The organism is Alteromonas sp. H39 (assembly GCF_047556435.1).
Taxonomy (GTDB): Bacteria; Pseudomonadota; Gammaproteobacteria; order Enterobacterales; family Alteromonadaceae; genus Alteromonas.
Genome location: NZ_CP180210.1, coordinates 3,805,925 through 3,828,759 on the forward strand (window position 1 = coordinate 3,805,925; position 22,835 = coordinate 3,828,759).

A 22,835-nucleotide genomic window follows, 5' to 3' on the forward strand; every position below is an offset into this window, starting at 1 on the left:
ATAAAAAGTTGACTTAAATCAAGTTCGATCATAAAGTTTCAGTAATTTCTGAAACTTCAATATGGTCAGTATTATGAAAATGACGCCACTAATAACCTCTGCTGTAATGCATTTTGGTGAAATGGGTAGTCGCTGGGGATTTAACCGCACGGTAGGCCAGATGCTGGCACTTATCGTACTGAATGAGGAACCGGTCACGGCTCAGGAAATTGCTGATGCACTTAACATTTCACGCGGCAATGTCAGCATGGGGCTAAAAGAACTTCAGTCCTGGCGATTAGTAAAACCTCACCTCGTGCCCGGTGAACGCAAAGATTACTTTGTTCCGGCAGGGTCAGTGTGGGAATTGGCTAATCGCGTTTTCGAAGAAAGAAGAAAGCGCGAAATTGATCCAACCTTGAGTTTATTACGTGACTTACTACTCGACACCCCCGCAAACAGTAATGAGGCTCAGGCACAACAAACGCTGTCCGAAATTCATGATTTGCTGGAATCTGTGACGGCCTGGTCCCAAGAGCTTCAGAATCTGGGGCCTGACAAGCTGAACACGCTGATGAAACTTGGGTCCGGTGTCGGTCGTATGCTGGATCTGAAAGACAAGCTTTTACCCGGTAAATCTACCGTTAATTGAGGAGGCCAATGTGGACGCGTTTTTGCTGTCTCGTTTGCAGTTCGCACTGAATATCAGTTTTCATATTCTTTTTCCAACCATCACCATGGCGCTGGCCTGGTTTCTTTTCTATTTTAAACTGCGCTCTAATCTGTCAACGAATCCGGTATGGATGCGGATTTATCGGTTTTGGGTACGGGTATTTGCACTAACGTTTGCCCTGGGTGTCGTCAGCGGCGTCACCATGTCATTTCAGTTTGGCACCAACTGGCCGGGTTTTATGGAAAAAGTGGGGAATGTCGCGGGGCCGTTGCTGGGTTATGAAGTGCTGACTGCATTTTTCCTCGAAGCCACCTTCCTGGGCATTATGCTTTTCGGGATCCGCAAAGTGCCCAACTGGGTGCATACACTGGCGACGTTGGTCGTGGCTATCGGCACCAGCACCTCAGCGTTTTGGATCCTCTCGCTAAACAGCTGGATGCATACCCCGCAGGGCCACGAAGTAGTAGACGGGATAGTGTATGCAAGAGACTGGAGCGAGATCATCTTCAACCCCTCTTTCCCCTACCGTTTCGTGCACATGATGCTGGCCTCAGGACTTACCGCGAGCTTTCTGATCGCAGGGCTCTCAGCCTATCGCATGTTAAAAGGCGATGACAAAGAAGCACCGAAAGTCGCGCTGAAGACAGCAACATATACCGCTGCTGTACTGATACCGCTGCAAATTTTCGCCGGCGATATGCACGGACTAAATACGCTGGAGCATCAACCACAAAAAGTGGCGGCTATGGAAGGGTTATGGGAAACCACTGAAGGCGCGCCGCTGTTACTGTTTGCCGTGCCCGATGAAGATAGCCGTGAGAATCATTTTGAAATCAAAATCCCACGTGCTGCCAGTCTTATCCTTACCCATGATCCTAACGGAGAGGTACAGGGGCTGAATGACTTTAAAGGTGAACACCCGCCGGTTGCTCAGGTATTTTTCAGCTTCCGCGTCATGATAGGAATGGGCCTTCTGATGCTGCTGGTGTCCTGGACAGGAGCTTTCTTGCTGTGGCGACGCGGCGACATCCCGCTGTGGATGAAAAAAGTTTATGCCGGTATGGCTTTCAGTGGCTGGATCGCCACGCTGGCAGGCTGGTATGTCACGGAAATAGGACGGCAACCCTATCTGGTATCGGGGGTATTGCGAACAGAAGAAGCGGTAACAGGCTTGCCGGCGGGCAATGTTGCGCTGTCTTTCACTTTGTATGCCGTTATTTACACTATTCTCTTGTTTGCCTACATGGGCACGCTGATGCTGATGTGTCGCCGGGCAGTCGAAATTGAAGAAATTACCACCGAAGAGCGGGAGATGGCGAAAGCCGGAAAATTGTCTCCTGCGAACACGTAGGAGTTCATCATGCCATTTGAAAGTTTATCAGCCGAAACGTTAGGTGATATCTATGTTGGCCTGCTTGGGCTAGCGGTCTTGCTGTACGCAATCCTCGACGGTTACGATCTGGGGGTTGGCGTATTGCTGCCGCCTCGGGAAGAAAAATTTCGTGACGATATGATTGCCTCCATTGGCCCGTACTGGGACGCTAACGAAACCTGGCTGGTACTGGCTATAGGCCTGCTGCTGTTTGCATTTCCGGAAGCGCACAGTGAGTTTCTGCAGTCGTTATATATTCCGGCCACGCTGATGTTAATCGGCCTGATCTTACGTGGCGTGTCATTTGATTTTCGGGCAAAGGTGGCGCAGGTAAGAAAGCGCAGCTGGGATCTTAGCTTTAAGTGGGGCTCGTTACTGACAACCCTGGCGCAGGGCTACATGCTGGGTATTTATGTTACCGGGTTGCGAACCGACATCTGGGCACAAGGATTTGCGCTGCTGGCGGCACTGGGTGTAACTGCTGCCTATGCATTCATTGGTTCATGCTGGCTGATTATGAAGTCTGAAAACGAATTGCAGGAGAAAGCCTTTTATTGGGCACGTCGCGGACTTTTCGTCTTATCCGGCGGTATCATCGCCGTAAGTCTGGCAAACCTTACGCTACACGATGACGTCAGGGCGCTCTGGCTGAGCGCACCGTGGGGTTATCTGCTGATGGCCATTCCGGTTACCTGTTTTGCGCTGCTGGTACTGTGTGCCGTGTTGCTCAAAAAGCTTCCTGAGGCTAAAGGGAAAGGAGAATGGCTGCCGTTCTTTATCGCCCTGGTGGTCTTTGTGCTGTGCTTTAACGCATTTGGTATCAGCTATTACCCGTATGTCATCCCCGGGCAACTCACGGTTATGGATGCACTGAGTGATGCAAACTCACTGCGCTTTCTGTTAGTAGGCACGGTCATCGTGGTGCCGTGCATTCTTGCTTATACCGTGTTGGTTTACCGCATTTTTGCCGGTAAATCGGAAAAACTCAGTTATTACTGACATTCGTCCAGGCCGCCGCCAGGTAAAGCATTACCCGCGGTGGCGCTGGCTTTGATATATCATCTGCATTTTTGACACTTCTCTTAGACTGTTTGCCTTAGTAGTGTGATAGGGTAAAGAAGATACGATAGCAGTGATCTTTTCCTCTTTTTACTGCGTTTCTATATTACGATAGCCTTCAGGTTATCAACAATTCGCACAGATAACTGCTTACACACAACGAGCAGTTATCTATTCGGATTGGGGCCTTATGTAACAATACTCCAGGGAGGAGATAAATATGAATATTTTAACGAAGTCCTTTTCCCGCTTTTTTGAAAAAGCGCATCCATACACTATTGCCTATTATCTGGGGCGGAAGAATACGCAGCGCATTCTGGACTGCAAGATAAAGAAAAAATCTAAGCTGGAAGCGCAAATGCAAGCAGAAGCCTCTTCAAAAGAGTCTGTGTAGCTGTGTGAACCCCCGGTTCTGTCAGAACCGGGGGTGTTAAACAGCTCAAGTTAACCCAAATAAAAAAGGCCGGTGAAAACCGGCCTTTTTTGTTTGATTAATATACATCAAGGATTAGAAAAACGCCTGAAAACCGGTTTGCGCACGCCCAAGAATGAGACCATGCACATCGTAGGTACCTTCGTACGTATTAACTGTCTCCAGATTAATCATATGTCGCATCACATGGAATTCATCACTTATGCCATTACCGCCGTGCATGTCTCTGGCTTGTCTGGCGATATCCAGCGCTTTACCACAGTTGTTGCGCTTCACTAACGAAATCATAGTGGGGTCGAAGGCTTTGCTGTCAATCAGCTGGCCCACTCGAAGTGATGCCTGCAGGCCCAGCGCAATTTCAGTCTGCATATTTGCAAGCTTAGTTTGAAACAGCTGAGTTTGCGCCAGCGGCTTGTTGAACTGCTTTCGGTCAAGCCCGTACTGGCGCGCCGCGTGCCAGCAAAACTCTGCCGCACCCATCGCCCCCCAGGAGATCCCATACCGAGCCATGTTCAGGCAACTAAAGGGGCCTTTTAGCCCTCGCACGTTAGGCAGCATGTTTTCTTCAGGTACAAATACATTGTCCATAACAATTTCACCGGTAATGGATGCACGGAGCGACAGCTTGCCTTCCACCTTAGGTGCGGATAATCCCTGCATGCCTTTTTCCAGCACGAAACCGGTAATTTTGTCATCCTCGTTCTGATTCTTAGCCCACACGACAAACACATCGGCAACCGGCGAGTTGGTTATCCACATTTTGCTGCCGGTCAGACGATACCCACCCTCTACCTTTTTCGCACGGGTTTTCATGCCTGCAGGATCAGAACCCGCATCAGGCTCTGTCAGCCCGAAGCAGCCTATCCACTCACCACTTGCCAGCTTCGGCAGATATTTTTCTTTCTGCGCCTCTGAGCCAAACTGATAAATCGGATGCATCACCAATGAAGATTGCACACTCATTGCACTGCGATAGCCGCTGTCTACCCGTTCAACCTCACGAGCAATCAGACCATAGGTCACATAATTCACGCCAGAACAGCCATAACCGTCAATCGTTGCTCCTAACAATCCCATTTCACCGAACTGGCGCATGATGGAAGTATCAAAGTGATCCTGACGATTAGCCTGCAAGATACCTGGCATCAGGGTTTGCTGGCAGAATTCACGGGCAGAATCTCTTACCATGCGCTCATCTTCAGACAGTTGCTCATTAAGCAACAAAATATCATCCCAGTTATTGGCTACATCTTGTGACATACATGGAGTCCTGTTTACGTCGAATCGTTACCGATAATGCCATGCCGCTTTCACTGACAGCAAAAGACATCTTTGTAATTGTTACCGTCAAGGTTTTAGCCTGTATACAGCAGACTGCTGTCGCTCTGGCAACATAACACAGCAGAGTTTACCACAGCCGCACGTGCGCCATATTCATCTGCATCAATGAAGTGATATTACTTTTGCGAATGTTATCCACAGCGTAATTGTGGTTAAGCCTGATATAACGGACTCTGTGAACGCGACGCGCTTTGTCTGCCTCTGTGTGATTTCTCATACAACCTGGCGCACGATGGCGGCAACGTAGTCCGGCTGTTCTCTGATACTTTTACAAGTGATGAAGCGGCAGCGCTGTGTCGTATTTGATTTGCTCCATGGCAAAGCTTGAGGTGACATCGCTTAATTCAATACCATTTACAAGTCGCTTATAGAAATGGTCGAAACTGGCCATGTCTGTTACCTGTACTTTCAGCATGTAATCGTACTCTCCCGACATCCGATAAAATTCCACCACCTCATCAAAGGCGGACGCATGGCGGGCAAACGCATCTAACCAGCTTCCATCATGCCGGCCAGCTTTTACCTGCACGAACACGGTCATCGCCAGGCCAAGTTTCTGCGCATCCAGCAGGGCTACACGCCGGGAAATCAGCCCTTGCTGTTCCAGTCGCTGAATACGTCGCCAGCAAGGGGTCTGGGTCAGACCAACCTGTTCCGCGATGTCTGATAGCGGCACATCAGCATTTTGTTGTAGCAACGCCAAAATATCACGATCTATTCGATCAATAGAATAACTTTTCATTTAACCACTTAAAGAAGAATTTTTTTCTAAAAAAGAATAACCTTTACTATTTTTTTAGCAATATTATTCATATTTTTAGCACAAACTGGTTATCTGGTTTTTTCACAGGTAACCCTATGCTGGATTCAACACATTCACTCACAGACAATCCGCCACGTATCTTTCAGGGTATTGAGCACACGATTGGCAATACCCCGCTCGTTGCCCTGTCACGTATTGCAAAAAGCGAAGGCTTTATGGCTAATGTGCTGGGCAAAGTGGAGTTTATGAATCCGGCTGGTTCCATTAAAGACCGGCCCGCGTACGCGATGTTGAAGGCATTAGTGGCGGGGCCGGACTTTACCGCAGACACTGAGCTTATCGAGGCATCTTCAGGCAACAACGGTGTGGCCTGTGCCTGGCTATGCGCTCTGTATGGTATTCCGCTTACCATCGTGATCCCCGAGCATATGTCTGTCGAGAGGCAAAAGCTGATCCGTCATTATGGCGCCAAGGTAATCACTACCCCAAAAGCGCTTGGCACCAAAGGCGCTATTGACGAAGCCGCACGACTGGTTTCCGCAAGGCCAGGCGCCCGCTCACTCAATCAGTTTTCCAATCTTGCAAACCCGCTGGCGCATGCACAGACCACCGCCAAAGAGCTTCTGCATGACACACAAGACAACATTGATGTGTTGGTAGCAGGAGTCGGCACTGGTGGTACGCTTACGGGCATTGCGCAGGTGATCACAGAACGCTGTCCGAACGTGGAAGTCATCGCCGTGGAACCTGCACGTTGTCCAGTGCTTAGTGAAGGACGCGCTGGTGTGCACAACATACAAGGGTTAAGCTCAGGGCATGTGCCCGAGGTGTTGAACACTGCCTGCTATCACGACATCATGACTGTCGATGATGAGGACGCGATCCATTGGGCCAGAATGCTGGCGCGGGTTGAAGGGCTGGCCGTAGGGATTTCGTCGGGCGCCACAATGGCAGCCGCTTCACGGCTGGCGAAGCAATCAGATTATGAAGGTAAGAATATCGTTGTGATCCTGGCCGATGGCGCTGAGCGCTATTTTTCTACGCCACTGTTTGAATAATTCATGCTGATGAAAACAACCTGCCAGCAGGGTGTCGTACGAGCAGCCGGATACTTAGTCAGGTTCTGCCGGTTGAGAGGGCTCGAGTATAAACAAACGTGCTCCAACTCTCTGAGCACGGATGTTTCTGCATCACTCGAGCCACCATGGTTGTGAAAAATCGACCTGTTCAGGCTCAATTTCAAACGTAAAAGGTGGCTCAAAGGCCTCCCAGAACACAGCGCTGTAATTGTCATCTTTTATGGCAAAGTGACCTTTTTGCTGATATTGCTTCAAGAGTTGCTCGTAAGCACCTACGGGCATTTGCGGGTTATTTTGCTGAAAAATAACAACGCCACCAAAATCTTCATACAGTGCCTTATCAATCAACCACCGCTCCACCTGCTTAATCGCAACATCATCAAAAGAGAGTGGCTCGTCGGAAGCCGGCTGACTCTCACTAAAATCCTCGGCGAAACGCGCCTTAAACTTTTCAACCAACTCTGGTGTAGCGGAAATATTTTGGGCGCTGGCATAGTGCGACAGCACCGCTTCCACAATTTTATCCGCGAGAAAGCCATGTCGATACTGTGCCATCGCCATATCTTTTGATGCGGAATTCATGCGCGCGATCTGGCTTAACTGTTTCCTGTCCGGACTGATATCGTCTAACGTGAGTGACTCACCAAAGACCGTGGCGATCACGTTGTCCTGCGCCTGCGCGGTGGCAGCGAAAACCGTTAAAATAAACAGGAACAGAGAAACTCTGTAACCACCCCTGAACATCTACACACTCCTTTTTTCTGTAACCGGGTAGTGCCGTAACAATATTTATTGTATACGTCAGTGTCATGATTTTGGTATCAGTCTGTGCGTTGCCCGTGATAATGCCACCGGCTTACACTGCTGAGAAATAACCGGCACTTCCCTCTGCACGCCACAGTGAGAACCGCATTTGCACTCGCGCTTTCAGAAACTCAGACTTTACCTTACCACGTTGGTTCATTCTGAGGCCATTTGTATTGTACCGCCCTGCTCTTTTTCTGTTGTTATCAAGTGTAACCCCAGGTGACGTCGCATCGCTGGCGCTGCGTTTACGTTCCATTCTGAGGTGATAGCCGCTACACTTTTGTTTCTATTTGAGCATACTGTCCCAAGCCGGATCAGAATTTCAATACGAATACTGCTGTTACCACGCTGTATCCATTTTCAGGGTAAACGAGTTTGCACAATCTTTTTATTTTCGCAGGACAGCCCGGCGTCGGTAAATCGACGTGGTCAGCCAGACTCGCCAGAGCCTGTGGTGGTTGTTTCATTGATATTGATGCCCATTTTAGCCATGTGGTGGAGGCCGGACTTAACTTAGCGGATCATGATCAGAACGACCGCGATTCGGACATTTTTAAACAGACATTTCGTGATCCGATTTATCTATCCATGTTTGCCCTTGCCAGGGATAATCTGACACATAGTGATGTAGTGATGAATGGCCCGTTTACCCGTGAACTTTCACAGCCTGACTGGACAACGCAGTTAGCCAGAACGTACAGCGCCAGTGTGCATGTTATTTATCTCACCTGCGATGCTACGGAGCTCAGAGAACGAATTCAAAAGCGTGGGTTATCGCGAGATATTGGAAAGCTAGCGAACTGGGATCACTATCAACAGCGCTTCAGGCAATCGGGAGAACCGCTATGCAAACATACTCGGGTTGATACGGGTATCGTGAGTCAGGAAGAGTGGATTACGATGTACTTGGAAAGGTGTGGAATAGAAAGAAAAAACGGCGGATAAATCCGCCGTTTTTGAATCTTTTAGATAGCTTGCACGTTAGCAGCCTGAAGACCTTTCTGACCTTCTTCAACTTCAAATTCTACGCGCTGGCCTTCTGGCAGAGTTTTATAACCGTCAGACATAATTGCACGGAAATGAACGAAAACGTCCTTGCCGCCATTATCCTGAGTTAGAAAACCATAACCTTTGTCAGCGTTAAACCACTTAACGGTGCCTGTTACTTTAGACATGTCGTATAGACCTCAAATAGCAAATCAAATGCGCTTATTGCGCGTGTAACTGTTGTCTTTAATTGAAGCGAGTTATTTGGGTCTTACTTACGAAAGGGGCAAACGTCTTACAACAAATCACTAAGTAACTTGCGTGGTTTTACATCCTGCAAATAAACAATAATCACGTCTTCAAAAAGACCTGTGACCCGAAGGCCAATGTCACTATACCATTGTGGTAAGAGAATGATACAAAAATTAGGCATTTAACTGCATTTATCACAAAATTTTCATGCAACTGTCACAGCATTAATTTGACCATTCGTGCAGGTGAATGAGTACTTACTGCCCTTTTCTCCATGCCAAATACCAACAAATAACTCCGGCCAGCGCACTCGCTGCAGGAAACCCCCAGTGGATCTGATAAACCGGCAAAATAGCGGCAAGTAAAACGCCAGTAGCGCCCACAATGCTTAAATGTGTCGATTGAATAGATTGCGTCTGAAGCTCAATCATCTTCTGGTGCGTGCGTTGTTGTTGCAACGGTATGCGCTTCATTTGCTGCATACTGTCGTGAAGAAGGTCCGGCATTTCTGGCAGCTTTTCTGACCAGTACGGCATATTCTCACGAATTTTTTTGATCATCGCCGTCATGCCGATTTGTTCACGCATCCAGTTTTCCAGAAAAGGCTTCGCCGTTTTCCACAAATCCAGTTGCGGATACAGCTGTCGGCCCAGCCCCTCAATGTAAAGCAGCGTTTTCTGCAGCAACACCAGCTGTGGCTGAACTTCCATGTTAAAGCGGCGAGCGGTGTTAAACAGTTGCAATAACACATTACCAAAAGAGATTTCTGCCAGCGGCTTCTGGAAAATCGGTTCGCACACGGTGCGGATTGCCATTTCAAACTCGTCGATATTGGTATCCTGCGGCACCCAGCCGGAATCGGCGTGCAATTGCGCTACCTTGCGGTAATCCCGGTTGAAAAACGCGATGAAGTTCTCAGCCAGATAGCGCTTATCTTCTTTATTCAGTGTGCCGACAATGCCAAAATCGATAGCGATATACTTCGGATTAGTCGGGTTTTCCGTCGCCACAAAGATATTGCCCGGATGCATATCTGCGTGAAAGAAGCTGTCGCGAAACACCTGGGTGAAGAAAACCTCAACGCCCCGCTCAGCCAGCACTTTCATATTGGTGTTTTGTGCCAGCAGTGCATCGATATTCGATATTGGCAGACCGTAAATCCGTTCCATTACCAATACGTTGTGCCGACAGTGATCACTGTAAATTTCCGGCACATACAATGCGTCAGAGCCTTCGAAATTGCGACGAAGCTGCATGCCATTCGCCGACTCACGCAACAGGTCTAACTCATCAACAATGGTTTTCTGATATTCCTTCACCACTTCGACTGGCCGCAATCGCTTGCCATCCGGCAGCCACTTTTGCAGCACTTGCGCCAGCGTGTACAGCAACTCCATATCAGCGTTAATGGTGTCGCGGATATCCGGACGCAAAACCTTAACCACTACATCCTGATTATTACTGCGAAGCTTCGCAGCGTGCACCTGAGCAATTGACGCCGATGCCAACGGCTCGGCGTGAAACTCACTAAACAATTCATCCAGCGAGCGCAGGTTTAGCGACGTTTTAATTATTTGTTGCGCGGCATCACTGGAGAACGGCGTGACTTTGTCCTGCAGCATCGCCAGTTCATTCGCTATCGCCGGGGCCAACAGGTCTCGTCGGGTAGACAGCATTTGTCCAAACTTGATAAACACCGGGCCGAGTGATTGCAGCGCCAGCGTGATACGCTCTCCTGCATTATTCTTTTTATGTTTGTTACGGATCCAGAATATAGACTTTCTTGCAAGCCGGGCATACCAAGGCAACCAACGCTTCGGAATAAGCTCATCAACACCATGCTGTAACAGCACTTTATTTATTTTATACAACCTGAGAATGCGCATAGTCAGTTCTTGTTCGCCTTCTCTTCCAACTTCTGTAATCGCACTTCGGCACGTGCGACGTCATCGCGTAACTCGCTGACCTCATCGTTGAAATGCATGACTGCCAGGCGGTGTGCAGCCAGCTGCTTTTCTTCCACTACCGCATTGCCCACGGTACGGTTAAGCTTACGAGTAAAGGTTAACAGCGTATCGTGCATACGTTTACCCGCTGAAAAAACTTCATGCGCCAGCACATCATTGGTGAGCTCAGCCAGGTGCTCCTCCCAGTCGATATCCAGCTGCTGAAACAGCGCACTAACCTGTTGGGCAATTCGCAGTTCGCCGTCCAGACTCAGCTTTTTTTCCTGAATGAGACGGGTAAGCTGGCTGGTGTCTTTTAGAGTAGGTAAGGTGTCCAGCGAGGTCTGAATACAACAATCAGCAGCCCCTAGCGACGCCACGCGCTCTTCTCTGGATTGCTGGGTTGTGAGTACATCCACCCGGTCTGAAAAATGCAGCTCAACCCCAAAAGGCAGGGGCGCAACGAAAATCACAAACCGCGAACCAGCCAATGGTTTCAGGCGCGCGGCTGAATCGGGATCCATGTTGAGCACCTGGTTTACCAGTTGCTCAACCGTGGCGCTAAATAATGCTGACGCCGGCATTAAAACTTGTACCCTCGGTGCAGTGCGACAATACCACCGGTCAGATTTTTGTAATCGCACTGCTCGAAACCAGCCTTTTCAAACATGCCTTTCAGGGTTTCCTGATCCGGGTGCATGCGAATACTTTCTGCCAGATACTGATAACTTTCACCATCGTTAGCCACCAGTTGCCCCATTTTAGGCAAGATGTGAAACGAGTACATATCGTAGAGTTTACTTAACTGTTCCGTGGTCGGCTTGGAAAACTCCAGCACCAGCAAGCGTCCACCCGGCTTCAATACCCTGTAAATCGAGTTCAGCGCGTTTTGCTTCTCGGTCACGTTACGCAATCCGAACGCCATCGTCACTATGTCAAAAGAGTTATCCGGGAACGGCAGCGCTTCTGCATCAGCCTGAACATAGTCGATATTGCTGATAAGTCCGCGATCACGCAGTTTATCGCGTCCGACTTTCAGCATAGACAGATTGATATCTGCCAGCGTGACATTACCGGTAGGACCAACCAGACGAGAAAACTTGGCAGTTAAATCGCCAGTTCCACCGGCGATATCGAGAATGTTGTGTCCGGCTCTGGCGCCCGAACAATCAATGGTGTATCGCTTCCATAAGCGATGGATACCCATCGACATCAGGTCATTCATGACATCGTACTTTGCCGCTACCGAGTCAAATACATTAGCCACCATAGAGGCTTTCTGCGATTTATCGACCTGCTTGTAACCAAAATCGGTTGTCACGGCTGCATGCTGATTTTCGGAAGTGGCGGGCGTGTTCGGATTGTCGCTCATGACGGTCCTGTCAGTTATTTTTACTGTGCCAAAGTGTAACGAAATAAGGCGGTTAGCAACAGCGCTTTACCACCTTAAATGCAGGAAAGTTTGGCCTGAGGCTGGCACAGAAAATTTCGGCTGTCAGCGATAGCGCTTGGCGGGCAAATGCTTACTCGCGAGGTGGTGGCTTAATCATAGTTCACCGTTATCACTGTGCTCGTCACAGTATCGACGCTGCTGCTTTAGTGCTGTCGACGCGCTCACTCGATACCCGCTGCAGTGCAGTGCTTTTACTGCCCTGATGACTCGAAAAGACATAGCCCACAAGAAATCACACTACGCGACGGTTGGCCCCCCAACTGTAGGCAAGGAGTTGACTGAGTTGCTCAAGTGGTCGTCCGCTTTGTTGCTGCCAGGTATCAAACTGCGCGGCAATGGTCTCCATACTGCGCTTTGTTTGCAGGCCACCGTGAATGAGATCCTGTTTACGAAAGTAATCTTCCACGTCCTGCGACAACAAAAACGTATCCACGCCAATAGCGCGCAGCATGTAGGGGCCAGTATTGCCGCCAAGGCGCGCACCCCGTTTTTTGAGAAACTGCCAGAGTCGTACAATGTCCGCCCCTTCAAATGAGGCCACAAAGTTTCCGAAACTGCCGTGTTCGCGACTGACATCTTTGATCATGATGGCGTTGTCGCGTACCGTCATCACTTTTTTGTAGTTCCTGACAATTCGTTTATCTGACGCTTTCTGCTCAAGCATTTCATCGGGCATTAATAGCACCTTATCGATGTCGAAACCAAAAAACACGGTCTCGAAATCAGGCCACTTCTTTTCAATTACCCGCCACACAAAGCCAGACTGAAATACCTTTTTGGTCATTTCAGCCAGAAAGCGATCGTCAGTGATTTGGCTGACCTGTTTCGCCGTCAACGGCTTTGTAAGCATTGCCTCTAAAACATCAGCGCCTCCTTTACGTTCACAGGCGCGCTGATAAATGCTGTCGAAGGTTTCCGCCATTAGCCAGTAATACCACTGTGTCGAAGCAGTGCGTCGACGTTAGGCTCCCGCCCGCGGAAGGCCACAAACAAATCCATCGGCTCACGGCTACCGCCCATCTCCAGAATGTTTTGCAAAAACGCCCTGCCAGTATCACGGTTAAAGATCCCTTCTTCTTCGAATCGGCTGAACGCGTCAGAGGAGAGCACCTCGGCCCATTTGTAGCTGTAGTAACCGGCAGCGTAACCACCCGCAAAAATATGACCGAAGCTGTTCTGGAAACGATTAAACGAAGGCGGCGTGATAACCGCCACCTCGTCGCGCACTGTATCCAGTGTCTTTTGCACGTCGACGGTGCTGCCATCCTGCTGGTGCAGCAGGAAATCGAACAGGCTAAATTCCAGTTGTCTTACCATCTGCATTGCAGACTGGAAGTTCCGCGCCGCCAGCATTCTGTCGAGCAAGTCGTTAGGCAGCGCTTCTTCTGTCTCATAATGGCCGGAAATAAAGCTCAGTGCTTCTTCTTCCCAACACCAGTTCTCAAGAAACTGACTCGGCAGTTCTACCGCATCCCAGGGCACGCCGTTGATGCCTGACACACCGGCGACAGACATTTTGGTCAGCATGTGGTGAATGCCGTGGCCGAACTCATGAAACAGTGTGACCACCTCATCGTGAGTAAATAAGGCAGGCTTGTTACCCACCGGCGCATTAAAGTTACAGGTTAAATAGGCTACCGGACGCTGCAGCTCGCCATTTAGCAGGGTACGGCGCACACGACATTCATCCATCCATGCGCCACCGCGCTTTTTCTCACGGGCGTATAAATCAAGATAAAAGCTGCCTCGTAGCGCATCCGCATCGTCAGTGATGGTGAAGTAACGCACATCTTTATGCCAGGTATCAATGCCCGGCTGCTCCAGAATTTTAAGGCCATACAGGCGGTGCACAACTTCAAACAAACCCGACAGCACCTTGTCTTCCGGAAAGTAAGGGCGCAGCATCTCATCACTAATGGTGTACTTTTCCTGCTTTAGCTTTTCACTGTAATAAGGGATATCCCAGGCTTCCAGTTCCGTTACGTTATGCCTGTCACTGGCAAACTGCCTGACGTCGTCGAGATCCTGCTGCGCCTGTGGCTTCGATTTGGCTGCTAAATCACGCAGGAAGTCGATAACCTGTTGCGGTGACTCTGCCATCTTGGTTGCCAGTGAGCTTTCCGCGTAACTGTCAAAGCCCAGCAGTTTGGCCATTTCAGTGCGCAGTGACAGAATTTCCTGAATGATGTCGGTATTGTCCCACTTACCGGCATTTGGACCTTGCTCAGAGGCACGCGTGCTGTAGGCACGATACATCTCTTCACGAAACTCTCGCTTATCTGCGTAAAGCATCACGGGCAAATAAGACGGAATATCCAGCGTGAAAAGCCAGCCCTGTAAATCTTTCTGGTGAGCCGCCTGCGCTGCCGCTTCACGCGCTGACTCTGGCAGGCCAGCCAGATCAGACTCGTCGGTAATGTGTTTGGTCCACCCCATGGTGGCATCCATGACATTGTTACTAAACGTGGAAGACAGTTCGCTAAGGCGTGCCTGGATTTCGGCATAACGTTTTTTCTGTTCAGCAGGCAGCGCCACACCGGACAGAGTAAAATCGCGGATAGTGTTAGTAATATGCTTTTGCTGTTCTTCACTAAGCTGTGCAAATTCGTCGCTGTCTTTGAGAGACTTGTATGCCTGATAAAGTCCCTCGTGCTGCCCTACCCAGGTGCCGTATTCTGATAACAAGGGTAAGCAGCTGTCATGCGCTTCACGCAGCGCATCGGTACTAACCACAGAGTTCATATGGGAAACCGGCGACCATAGCTTGCTCAGGTGATCGTCAACCTCTTCTATTTTCAACACAACATTTGCGTAAGAGTAATCTCTGGATTCAACCACCTCATCAATGGTTTGCTTGCATTTTGCAATAGCAGATTCCACAGCGGGTTTAATTTGCTCGGGCGAGATGCCTGAAAAAATTGGCAAGCCGTCTGTTTTCTCGATAGCAGGTGTTGTCATTCCATTCTCACTTTCATTGGGATATGAATGAGTATGTGGGATCGTAGCTAAGAAAAACAAGGGAAAGTGACAGCGTGTTTTGCCGGAACACGCTAAAGAAACTAAGCGAGAGATAACTGGGGCAGCCTAAGGGCACGAATGGCCTCCTGCGACAGCCCCATCAGCAGCACGGTTTACCGTCACAAACACGTTTTGGGTTAGTCATTGATAAAGTGTAAATAAGTCGCATACTACTACTCGTGTCACTGTAAACTCAGAATGGGCGCCCACGGAAACAGCTGCTCCACCTGCATCACCTGCATCACGGTAAACTTTGCTGTCCGAAATGCGTAAGGATCAAGTTCAGAGACCTTTTGTTCCTGTTTTTCATTCATGCCAGAATGAGAGCCATACAAACTTTAACCAAAAGCGACCAACATGAAAGAATTTGACTACATCTGTATTGGCGGCGGCAGCGGTGGAATCGCTTCTGCAAACCGCGCCGCTAAGCACGGCAAACGTGCAGCAATTATCGAAGCCAAAGATATTGGTGGCACCTGCGTAAACGTAGGTTGCGTGCCTAAGAAGGCCATGTGGTATGGGGCGCAGATTGCTGAGTCTATTCATCGGTATGCGCCTGAATATGGCTTCGATGTCAGCGTTAATCATTTCAGTTGGGACACACTGGTAGCAAGTCGTCAGGCCTACATCGAGCGCATTCACGCCTCATATGACCGAGTACTTTCTGCCAACAACGTTACCCTGATCAAAGGGTTTGCCCGCTTTATCGATAATCACACCGTCGAGGTCAACGGCGAGCATTACACAGCGAAACATATCACCCTCGCCACCGGCGGCCATCCGATTATTCCGGACATCGAAGGTGCTGAACACGGCATCGATTCCGACGGCTTTTTCGCACTAAAAGAGCAGCCCAAAACGGCTGTGGTTGTGGGTGCCGGATATATCGGTGTAGAGCTGGCGGGCGTGCTGCAATCCTTAGGGACACAAACGCACCTGGTTGTCAGAAAACATGCGCCGTTGCGTCACTTCGATCCGCTAATTCACGAAACACTGGTCGACCTTATTCATGAGGAGGGCCCCAAACTGCACACCTTTGCCTCTGTGGAAAAGGTGGAGAAGGTATCCGACAGGCACCTGAAAGTGCAGTTGAGCAATGGCGAGACAATTGACACTGACTGTCTTATCTGGGCAATTGGCCGCGCCCCTTCCACCGGCGACCTCGGCCTGGAAAATACCGATGTGAAGGTACTGCCAAACGGCATTGTAGAAGTGGATAAATATCAAAATACTTCAGCCGAAGGCCTTTATGCGGTGGGCGATATCACCGGCCACGCTGAATTAACCCCCGTGGCGATAAAAGCAGGCCGACTGTTGAGTGAGCGGTTATTTAACGGGCAAGAAGATGCCCATCTGGATTACTCTTTAATCCCGACCGTGGTATTCAGTCACCCTCCCATTGGCACCATCGGCATGACGGAACCGGAAGCGGTGAAAGAATACGGTGAAGCGAATATCAAGGTTTATACCTCATCGTTTGCATCCATGTTCTCAGCAGTAACGCGTCACCGTCAGGCCACCAAAATGAAAGTAATTTGTGCCGGTGAAAGCGAAAAAGTTGTCGGTCTTCACGGTATCGGGCACGGTATGGATGAAATCCTGCAGGGCTTTGCCGTAGCCATCAAGATGGGCGCGACGAAGGCCGATCTGGATGCCTGCGTAGCGATTCACCCCACCAGCGCCGAAGAGTTTGTTACGATGACGTAGTGCAGCGACCTGATTGCTCAGTGAGGTATGCAGTAAGGGGCAACGACGTTACATCGTCATTGCCCCTTCACTCAAGATAAGCCCGATAATTCCGATAATTACGCAGTACAGAAACATGGGAACCACCGTCGCTCTGATAATCTGCCCTTCTTTACCAACCAGGTTCACCACCGCAGCCGCGGCAACGACGTTTGCAACACAAATCATATTCCCGGCATTCGCACCCAGTAGCTGGAGGGCTAGAATCAATGTCTGGTCGAGTTGCAGCATGCTTGCAGCCTGCGACTGGAGTCCAGAAAACATCATGTTCGAGAACGTAGAGGAACCGGACACAAAGCTTCCTAATGCCCCCATGAAGGGCGCAACGACAGGCCAGGCTCCCTGAACGTAACTTACCGCTGCATCCGCCAGCGCCAGCGGCATTGCACTTAATCCATTGTCGTTACTTTCTGAATGAATGAACACCCTGACCATAGGAACGGAACTACCTAACGCCAGCACAGCAGGCCATAGTTTTGAGGTGGTGTGATGCGTAATTTCAGCCAGTTGTTTCAGCCTTACCTTAGCGACAATCAATGTGATAAGCGCCACCAGCATAAATACCGTACCGGGCAAGAAAAGTGGAGATAACGATGCTGAGATAGTGGTATCAAAGATCTGGTTCCATTGCCATTTCACCGACATGAGCATTGATTTAAACGGTAAGTCCGGCAGCCTTGAGAGCATCAGCAACAGGGCGGCAGACAGATAAGGTAACCAGGCTTTCCACAAAGGTAACGTGGGCTGAACCTCGCTATCCGGATTCCGGTCGTCCGGTAACGTATCAGCAGGAAACGTCCATATCGTTTTGGGAACCAGCCACCCTCTTCTTATTACAAAAGTAGTTATCAGCAGACCGGTAATTCCGCCAAGCAGCGACGGAAGTTCGATACCTATAAAGTACACTGTTAACCACGCAGGCAGCGTGAAGGAAAAGCCGGCAAACAACGCCAGAGGAAACACATCAAAGCCTTCTTTCCAATTTTTATTTGCGCCAAAAAAGCGGGTCATCAGGAGTGACAGGCACAACGGAAAAAGTGACGCCACAAACACATCAATTGATATTGCGATCAGCGCTATGGTGTTGAGGTTTTCCGCGGATAAGCCTGGAACCCCCTCACTCATCCCAATGATGATAGGTGTACCAACTGCACCGAAAGACACTGCCGGACTGGCACCAATCAAAGCCAGCGCAACTGCCGCAACTGGCGGGAAACCCAGCGCGACTAATAGCGGTGCAGCAATCGCCGCAGGGGTACCAAACCCGCCAACGCCTTCCAGAAAGGAACCAAATAGCCAGACAATCACGATGCATTGCACACGCCGGTCTTCAGAGATTTTCGAGAATCCGTTACAAATAGCGTTAAGGGCGTAAATCTGTTTTAGTGTATTCAGCAGAAACAGCGCACCAAACACAATGATAAGGATAGATAAGGCAATCACCCAGCCCTCTATTGTGGCTGCAACAATGTGCCGTAGCGATACTCCCCACACGCCCCAACCCATTAACACCGTCAGCACGTAGCCAAACGGCATCGCGACAGACGCCGGGTAACGCAGCAAAACGAGAGTAATAAAAGTAATTAGTATCGGTGTTAATGCAGCGAAAAGTTGTAATGTGGTCATAGCACTCGACGGAATGATAGTTTTTATTAAGGCGTATACCAGAGAATGAGTAAAGAACGCCGATTGTGATCAGAATTCCCCTGCGAGAACCGAGATATCAATCCAGCGCCGGACTGCGCTGTCGACCATAGGGTATCGGTCAGCAGCCGTTACAGACTGACCGGAGACACAAAGCCGACGGGCTTCATAACCACAATCGGACAACTGACTTTTAACAGCGTGGATTCCGCTGTGTTTCCGATAAACAATCCAGAAACACCGCTTCGCGCGACACTTCCCATGACCAGTAACGGCGAAAGCAGCTTTCCTACCGTTTGGGCAATCTGCTCAGCAGGATCGCCATTTACCAAACGTATACTATATTGGAGAGAATCAAATATACCGGGCGTCTCTTCACTCATTTCGCTGATAAGAAACTGCATTGCAGCTTGTCGTGTAACCTTCTCGTCTGCAAGGAGTTCCTGTTCCAATTTACCCGGATCGTCCGCCCACAGTGTGGCAAAATCCAGATCACGGATGTTAAAAACATTGATTAGATGCAGCGGAACGCTTTTCATTCTGGCAATGTCAATGGCCTTACTCAGAAGCCGTTTATTCAGGCTTTGACTTTCCGGCTCCTCGTCGTGGTCGAAATCAAGCGCCACCGCAACCGATTTCACCGGCTCGGCACTTTCCGGACGCGTAAGCCAAATCGGAACTGATGACTTCCTCAGCAAATGCAAATCTTCACTGTCTAAAAACATGCGCGACCAACCAGGCTCTTTCGCGGCTTTTACTACGATAGTAATTGCATGCTTTTGACAGTATCGAATCACTTCCAGAAAGAGATGACCAAAACTCACGCTGCAGGTAATGTTGTCTGCCGGTGTAACAGACTGAACCTGTTTGGTGAGGGCACGCATCGCTTTCTCTGCAAGCGTTTCTTTTACTACCTCACGGTCCGGAAGTAACTGGCTTAACCGCGAAGACCACTTGAGTTCTTCATGCACATACAAACAATGTAAATGAGCCCCCTCGGTCTTAGCCAGTTCAGCCGCCTGCAATATGGTGTGAGTATCGACAGGTGAGCTGTGCGACCCAACCAACAAAACCGCGTGTTTTGTCATAACAATACTATCCGTTAAGCGTGTGACGTGAAGGTAGCCAAGGGCAAATCAAGTTAGGCTCGTCTGGTGCTAACCTGCTGAATTGACCAGGCTGCGGCAATGCTCATTGCCCCGCAAACACCTGTCTTTAGCAACCTGCCCGGTGACATTTTTTCTGACTGGCTTTTCCAAAGAATAGTGCATTTTTCCGGGCTTGCGCTATTTTTAGTTCATCGGATCGGATGGCTAACGGTTTCTCTGGATTTGTATGGATTATGACGCGTTTACTGAAATGCTTCGAGCGAATGCGTTTTTTGAGTTAACGGCGTTATTGGCGATCACGGCGCTTATTTCTTTCATAGGTCACTTCCTCCGCCAGCCGGTCATTGTCAGCTTTATTATCGCAGGACTGGTTCTGGGTCCGTCGGTACTGGATATTGTCCACTCCAGTGACAATATCGCCCTACTCGCTCAGCTTGGTATCGCAATTCTGCTGTTTTTAGTTGGTCTCAAGCTTGATCTCTCTTTAATAAAGTCGATGGGCAAAGTGGCGGTGGCAACCGGGATTGGACAGGTTGTATTCACCTCAGTTATTGGTCTTGGTATATGTCTTGCGCTGGGCTTCTCCCTTGTCAGCGCAATCTATGTCGGTGTAGCCCTGACTTTTTCCAGTACCATAATCATCGTAAAAATGCTCAGTGACAAACGCGAAGTTGACTCGTTGCACGGCAGAATAGCCATCGGTTTTCTGATTGTGCAGGACATCGTGGTTGTTATCGCCATGGTGATACTGTCTGCAATGGGCATAGGCGAACAGCAAGACAGTAATGTGTGGTACCGACTCGGGCAAATACTGCTTAGCGCGCTGGCGATGATAGCAATAACGGTACTCTTTATACGCTATTGGGCAGACTATATCCTGCGTCACGTTGCTAAATCTTCAGAGCTGCTGCTGATTTTTGCTGTCGCATTAGCTGCGGCTTTCGCGACAGCAGGACAGCTGTTTGGGTTCAGTAAGGAACTCGGCGGCTTATTAGCAGGGATTGCGCTTGCCTCTACCCCCTACCGCGAGGCCATTATCACCAGGCTTGCTTCATTGCGAGACTTCTTGCTGCTGTTTTTCTTTATCTCACTTGGCAGTCACTTTGAGATTGGTCTTCTTGCTGATCAGCTCTTACCTGCCATCGTGTTGTCGCTCTTTGTATTGATTGGCAACCCACTGATTGTCATGGTCATCATGGGCTTCATGGGATATAGAAGCAGAACCAGTTTTCTGGCAGGTCTCACCGTAGCGCAAATTAGTGAGTTTTCACTTATTTTTATCGCTATGGGCATCTCGCTTGGTCACCTAAACAATGAGGCACTGGGGCTGGTAACGCTGGTTGGACTGGTAACCATCGCGCTGTCTGTTTATATGATTAGCTTTAGCCATCAACTTTATGAAAGGTTCTCCGGCTGGCTCAAAGTCTTTGAGTTTGCCGGAGGCAGGCAAGAACTTCACTCTCCTGATGACTCCCCTCCTACCAGCCCGGAAATCATCGTTTGCGGTGCAGGGAACTACGGAAGTGAAATCATTGAACGGCTGTTACGGGCCAATAAGCGCGTAGCCGTTGTCGATTTTAATCCTGAGATCTATCGCCAGTGGTTGAGTAAAAATACACTTAGTTATTTTGGTGATATCAGTGATGTTGAGTTTCTCTCACACTTGCCATTGCAAGACGCCCGCTGGTTTGTTGCAACCTTACCGCGCGATGCTCTGGGACGACGATTCGAAGATCCGCGCAGGCAGTTATTTTCAAACCTGGTTAAATTTGGCTTTACAGGCCGTATTGCCGTTGCGGTGAACAATGAAAAAGAAGCCCAGACGCTAAAAAAATTAGGGGTAGACCTCATACTGCAGCCATATTGTGATGCAGCAGAACAGGCGGCCCGCTTGCTAAGCGATACGCCTTGATGACCTCGGATAATCGCGGTAGCCGCTTTCAGTCTGCTACGAAAACGAGGATAAATTCCACATTGCCCGTCTGTTCGCGCCTTCGGCTTCATCAGGTTCACAAAGTTCTGAGTACACAAAACACCAGCCACAGTTCATATAAACTGAATCGTTATTCCGGCGAATATACAATAGATGCCACGGCTACAATCGCTGTTTTCGGCATCCGAGTGCAACTTTCGTGGTAACGGGCCAGCACAAACAGCACACGGAAGCAGCATCTGCCAGTTCGGCAGCAAAATTTCATCTAATAAAAAGGCACTTTGCTGAGATACTGTAAATAGCACAGTTCCGGTCTTCAGCTCAGGTTCTATTGCGTTGTCTGTCAATTACACTGTTAATCCAGGATGGAGAGGCAAACTATGACGCAATTTCTTCGCATAGCATTATTAAGCTTTTTTTCAGCATTGACTGCGGCGGGCGATCTACCCAATGACACCGCCATGGTTCAGCTGGCCAGCCGCTACCAGGCACAGGTCGATATTCAACACTATCTGGTCAGTGAGAAATTAGACGGCATTCGCGCTCGCTGGACGGGCTCACAACTGATAACCCGCAATGGCAACACCATTCATGCGCCGCCGTGGTTTACTAAGAACTGGCCTGATCAGGAACTCGAGGGAGAATTGTGGACTCAGCGCGGCGAGTTTGAACGCGTCGCTTCCATTGTGCTGACCAAACACCCTGATGAACGATGGCGCTCGGTGACGATGAAACTGTTCGATTTACCTGCCGAGGATCTGGTTTTCGCTGACCGTGTCAACAAGATGTCTGAGGTGGTTCGTGCGACTGACAATCCCTACCTCAGCATGATCCCGCAGCTTGCCTTTACGTCAATCGACGCCATGGAGCGACATCTTGATAACATTATCGCCAACGGCGGTGAAGGCCTGATGTTGCATCATAAACAGGCAACCTACCAGCACGGCCGCAACCCGCACTTGCTTAAGCTAAAGCGCTATGATGACGCCGAAGCAAAAGTCATTGCGCACTTACCGGGGAAAGGAAAATTCAAAGGCATGATGGGGTCGTTGATGGTCAAAACTTCCGATGGCATGGAATTTAAAATTGGAAGCGGGTTCAGCCATAACGAGCGACTCAATCCGCCTCCACCAGGAAGCTGGATCACTTTCAAATATTACGGTCTGACCCGAAATGGCATCCCTCGCTTTGCCAGCTTTTTGCATGTCAGGCCCCAAAGCGACCGGCCGCAGTAGCAATTA

At 49.4% G+C, this 22,835-nt stretch carries 20 protein-coding genes; 9 read left to right on the plus strand and 11 right to left on the minus strand.

What is annotated here, in order from left to right; genetic code table 11:
* Nucleotides 1-73 precede the first annotated feature (73 nt).
* The 4 genes from ACLBLI_RS16625 (at nt 74) to ACLBLI_RS16640 (ending at nt 3,477) form a co-directional block, all read left to right on the plus strand.
* A complete protein-coding gene (locus tag ACLBLI_RS16625; protein ID WP_218311037.1) occupies nt 74-631 on the plus strand; it encodes a GbsR/MarR family transcriptional regulator in 558 nt (185 codons plus the stop codon).
* A 10-nt stretch (nt 632-641) separates the two neighbouring features.
* A complete protein-coding gene (locus ACLBLI_RS16630) occupies nt 642-2,003 on the plus strand; it encodes a cytochrome ubiquinol oxidase subunit I (RefSeq protein ID WP_414828661.1) in 1,362 nt (453 codons plus the stop codon).
* A gap of 9 nt (nt 2,004-2,012) precedes the next feature.
* Nucleotides 2,013-3,023 carry a cytochrome d ubiquinol oxidase subunit II gene (locus ACLBLI_RS16635; protein ID WP_414828662.1) on the plus strand — a complete coding sequence of 337 codons (1,011 nt, stop codon included), beginning with the start codon at nt 2,013-2,015 and terminating at the stop codon, nt 3,021-3,023.
* A gap of 280 nt (nt 3,024-3,303) precedes the next feature.
* Complete coding sequence (locus ACLBLI_RS16640) at nt 3,304-3,477, plus strand: hypothetical protein (protein WP_414828663.1); 174 nt, start codon at nt 3,304-3,306, stop codon at nt 3,475-3,477.
* A 114-nt stretch (nt 3,478-3,591) separates the two neighbouring features.
* On the opposite strand, the gene ACLBLI_RS16645 is transcribed toward ACLBLI_RS16640, so the two are convergent.
* Nucleotides 3,592-4,776 (minus strand): acyl-CoA dehydrogenase, encoded by a 1,185-nt coding sequence (locus ACLBLI_RS16645; protein WP_414828664.1) that lies wholly within the window; start codon nt 4,774-4,776, stop codon nt 3,592-3,594.
* 349 nt (nt 4,777-5,125) lie between these two features.
* The gene (locus tag ACLBLI_RS16650) at nt 5,126-5,599 is read right to left on the minus strand and encodes an Lrp/AsnC family transcriptional regulator (protein ID WP_414828665.1); all 474 of its coding nucleotides are present in this window, start codon (nt 5,597-5,599) and stop codon (nt 5,126-5,128) included.
* A 116-nt stretch (nt 5,600-5,715) separates the two neighbouring features.
* Here ACLBLI_RS16650 and ACLBLI_RS16655 point away from each other — a divergent pair, with 116 nt between their 5' ends.
* On the plus strand, nt 5,716-6,678 hold the full coding sequence (locus ACLBLI_RS16655) for a PLP-dependent cysteine synthase family protein (RefSeq protein WP_414828666.1): 963 nt from the start codon (nt 5,716-5,718) through the stop codon (nt 6,676-6,678).
* Between the two features lie 132 nt (nt 6,679-6,810).
* On the opposite strand, the gene ACLBLI_RS16660 is transcribed toward ACLBLI_RS16655, so the two are convergent.
* On the minus strand, nt 6,811-7,443 hold the full coding sequence (locus ACLBLI_RS16660) for a hypothetical protein (RefSeq protein WP_414828667.1): 633 nt from the start codon (nt 7,441-7,443) through the stop codon (nt 6,811-6,813).
* Between the two features lie 438 nt (nt 7,444-7,881).
* On the opposite strand from ACLBLI_RS16660, the gene ACLBLI_RS16665 reads away from it, so the two are divergent.
* On the plus strand, nt 7,882-8,451 hold the full coding sequence (locus ACLBLI_RS16665; RefSeq protein WP_414828668.1) for an AAA family ATPase: 570 nt from the start codon (nt 7,882-7,884) through the stop codon (nt 8,449-8,451).
* Nucleotides 8,452-8,471: 20 nt separating this feature from the next.
* Here ACLBLI_RS16665 and ACLBLI_RS16670 read toward each other — a convergent pair whose 3' ends face one another.
* From ACLBLI_RS16670 to prlC, 6 genes are all read right to left on the minus strand, one after another.
* Entirely contained in the window at nt 8,472-8,681 is a 210-nt protein-coding gene (locus tag ACLBLI_RS16670) for a cold-shock protein (protein ID WP_218310978.1), read from the minus strand.
* A 321-nt stretch (nt 8,682-9,002) separates the two neighbouring features.
* On the minus strand, nt 9,003-10,631 hold the full coding sequence (gene ubiB / locus ACLBLI_RS16675) for a ubiquinone biosynthesis regulatory protein kinase UbiB (RefSeq protein ID WP_414828669.1): 1,629 nt from the start codon (nt 10,629-10,631) through the stop codon (nt 9,003-9,005).
* 2 nt (nt 10,632-10,633) lie between these two features.
* A complete protein-coding gene (locus ACLBLI_RS16680) occupies nt 10,634-11,275 on the minus strand; it encodes an SCP2 domain-containing protein (RefSeq protein ID WP_414828670.1) in 642 nt (213 codons plus the stop codon).
* Nucleotides 11,275-12,063 carry a bifunctional demethylmenaquinone methyltransferase/2-methoxy-6-polyprenyl-1,4-benzoquinol methylase UbiE gene (gene ubiE / locus ACLBLI_RS16685; protein WP_414828671.1) on the minus strand — a complete coding sequence of 263 codons (789 nt, stop codon included), beginning with the start codon at nt 12,061-12,063 and terminating at the stop codon, nt 11,275-11,277. Before ubiE ends, ACLBLI_RS16680 begins: the two co-directional genes overlap by 1 nt.
* A 313-nt stretch (nt 12,064-12,376) precedes the next feature.
* On the minus strand, nt 12,377-13,066 hold the full coding sequence (locus tag ACLBLI_RS16690; protein WP_414828672.1) for a DNA-3-methyladenine glycosylase I: 690 nt from the start codon (nt 13,064-13,066) through the stop codon (nt 12,377-12,379).
* Nucleotides 13,066-15,102 carry an oligopeptidase A gene (gene prlC / locus ACLBLI_RS16695; protein ID WP_414828673.1) on the minus strand — a complete coding sequence of 679 codons (2,037 nt, stop codon included), beginning with the start codon at nt 15,100-15,102 and terminating at the stop codon, nt 13,066-13,068. The genes ACLBLI_RS16690 and prlC overlap by 1 nt, the downstream gene beginning before the upstream one ends.
* A gap of 417 nt (nt 15,103-15,519) precedes the next feature.
* Between prlC and gorA the strand changes: the two genes are divergently transcribed.
* Nucleotides 15,520-16,869 (plus strand): glutathione-disulfide reductase, encoded by a 1,350-nt coding sequence (gene gorA, locus ACLBLI_RS16700; RefSeq protein ID WP_414828674.1) that lies wholly within the window; start codon nt 15,520-15,522, stop codon nt 16,867-16,869.
* Nucleotides 16,870-16,917: 48 nt separating this feature from the next.
* Here the strand turns inward: gorA and ACLBLI_RS16705 are convergent, their stop codons facing one another.
* Both ACLBLI_RS16705 and ACLBLI_RS16710 read right to left on the minus strand, forming a co-directional pair.
* Nucleotides 16,918-18,534: an L-lactate permease gene (locus ACLBLI_RS16705; RefSeq protein ID WP_414828675.1), complete on the minus strand. Its 1,617-nt coding sequence runs from the start codon at nt 18,532-18,534 to the stop codon at nt 16,918-16,920.
* 149 nt (nt 18,535-18,683) lie between these two features.
* Nucleotides 18,684-19,640, minus strand: a complete 957-nt coding sequence (locus ACLBLI_RS16710) for a universal stress protein (RefSeq protein ID WP_414828676.1) — start codon at nt 19,638-19,640, stop codon at nt 18,684-18,686.
* A 247-nt stretch (nt 19,641-19,887) separates the two neighbouring features.
* On the opposite strand from ACLBLI_RS16710, the gene ACLBLI_RS16715 reads away from it, so the two are divergent.
* Together ACLBLI_RS16715 and ACLBLI_RS16720 are read left to right on the plus strand one after the other, a co-directional pair.
* A complete protein-coding gene (locus ACLBLI_RS16715) occupies nt 19,888-21,573 on the plus strand; it encodes a cation:proton antiporter (RefSeq protein ID WP_414828677.1) in 1,686 nt (561 codons plus the stop codon).
* A gap of 401 nt (nt 21,574-21,974) precedes the next feature.
* Complete coding sequence (locus ACLBLI_RS16720; RefSeq protein ID WP_414828678.1) at nt 21,975-22,829, plus strand: DNA ligase; 855 nt, start codon at nt 21,975-21,977, stop codon at nt 22,827-22,829.
* The last annotated feature ends 6 nt before the right edge of the window (nt 22,830-22,835 follow it).

Excerpts from the sequence above, each read along its gene's own strand:
- ACLBLI_RS16660 (WP_414828667.1), bottom strand. The coding sequence starts at position 7,443 with ATGTTCAGGGGTGGTTACAGAGTTTCTCTGTTCCTGTTTATTTTAACG.
- prlC (WP_414828673.1), bottom strand. The coding sequence starts at position 15,102 with ATGACAACACCTGCTATCGAGAAAACAGACGGCTTGCCAATTTTTTCA.
- ACLBLI_RS16640 (WP_414828663.1), top strand. The coding sequence starts at position 3,304 with ATGAATATTTTAACGAAGTCCTTTTCCCGCTTTTTTGAAAAAGCGCAT.
- ACLBLI_RS16690 (WP_414828672.1), bottom strand. The coding sequence starts at position 13,066 with ATGGCGGAAACCTTCGACAGCATTTATCAGCGCGCCTGTGAACGTAAA.
- ACLBLI_RS16655 (WP_414828666.1), top strand. The coding sequence starts at position 5,716 with ATGCTGGATTCAACACATTCACTCACAGACAATCCGCCACGTATCTTT.
- ACLBLI_RS16680 (WP_414828670.1), bottom strand. The coding sequence starts at position 11,275 with ATGCCGGCGTCAGCATTATTTAGCGCCACGGTTGAGCAACTGGTAAAC.
- ACLBLI_RS16635 (WP_414828662.1), top strand. The coding sequence starts at position 2,013 with ATGCCATTTGAAAGTTTATCAGCCGAAACGTTAGGTGATATCTATGTT.
- ACLBLI_RS16720 (WP_414828678.1), top strand. The coding sequence starts at position 21,975 with ATGACGCAATTTCTTCGCATAGCATTATTAAGCTTTTTTTCAGCATTG.
- ACLBLI_RS16705 (WP_414828675.1), bottom strand. The coding sequence starts at position 18,534 with ATGACCACATTACAACTTTTCGCTGCATTAACACCGATACTAATTACT.
- ubiB (WP_414828669.1), bottom strand. The coding sequence starts at position 10,631 with ATGCGCATTCTCAGGTTGTATAAAATAAATAAAGTGCTGTTACAGCAT.
- ACLBLI_RS16715 (WP_414828677.1), top strand. The coding sequence starts at position 19,888 with ATGGATTATGACGCGTTTACTGAAATGCTTCGAGCGAATGCGTTTTTT.
- ACLBLI_RS16670 (WP_218310978.1), bottom strand. The coding sequence starts at position 8,681 with ATGTCTAAAGTAACAGGCACCGTTAAGTGGTTTAACGCTGACAAAGGT.
- ubiE (WP_414828671.1), bottom strand. The coding sequence starts at position 12,063 with ATGAGCGACAATCCGAACACGCCCGCCACTTCCGAAAATCAGCATGCA.
- ACLBLI_RS16625 (WP_218311037.1), top strand. The coding sequence starts at position 74 with ATGAAAATGACGCCACTAATAACCTCTGCTGTAATGCATTTTGGTGAA.
- gorA (WP_414828674.1), top strand. The coding sequence starts at position 15,520 with ATGAAAGAATTTGACTACATCTGTATTGGCGGCGGCAGCGGTGGAATC.
- ACLBLI_RS16710 (WP_414828676.1), bottom strand. The coding sequence starts at position 19,640 with ATGACAAAACACGCGGTTTTGTTGGTTGGGTCGCACAGCTCACCTGTC.
- ACLBLI_RS16645 (WP_414828664.1), bottom strand. The coding sequence starts at position 4,776 with ATGTCACAAGATGTAGCCAATAACTGGGATGATATTTTGTTGCTTAAT.
- ACLBLI_RS16650 (WP_414828665.1), bottom strand. The coding sequence starts at position 5,599 with ATGAAAAGTTATTCTATTGATCGAATAGATCGTGATATTTTGGCGTTG.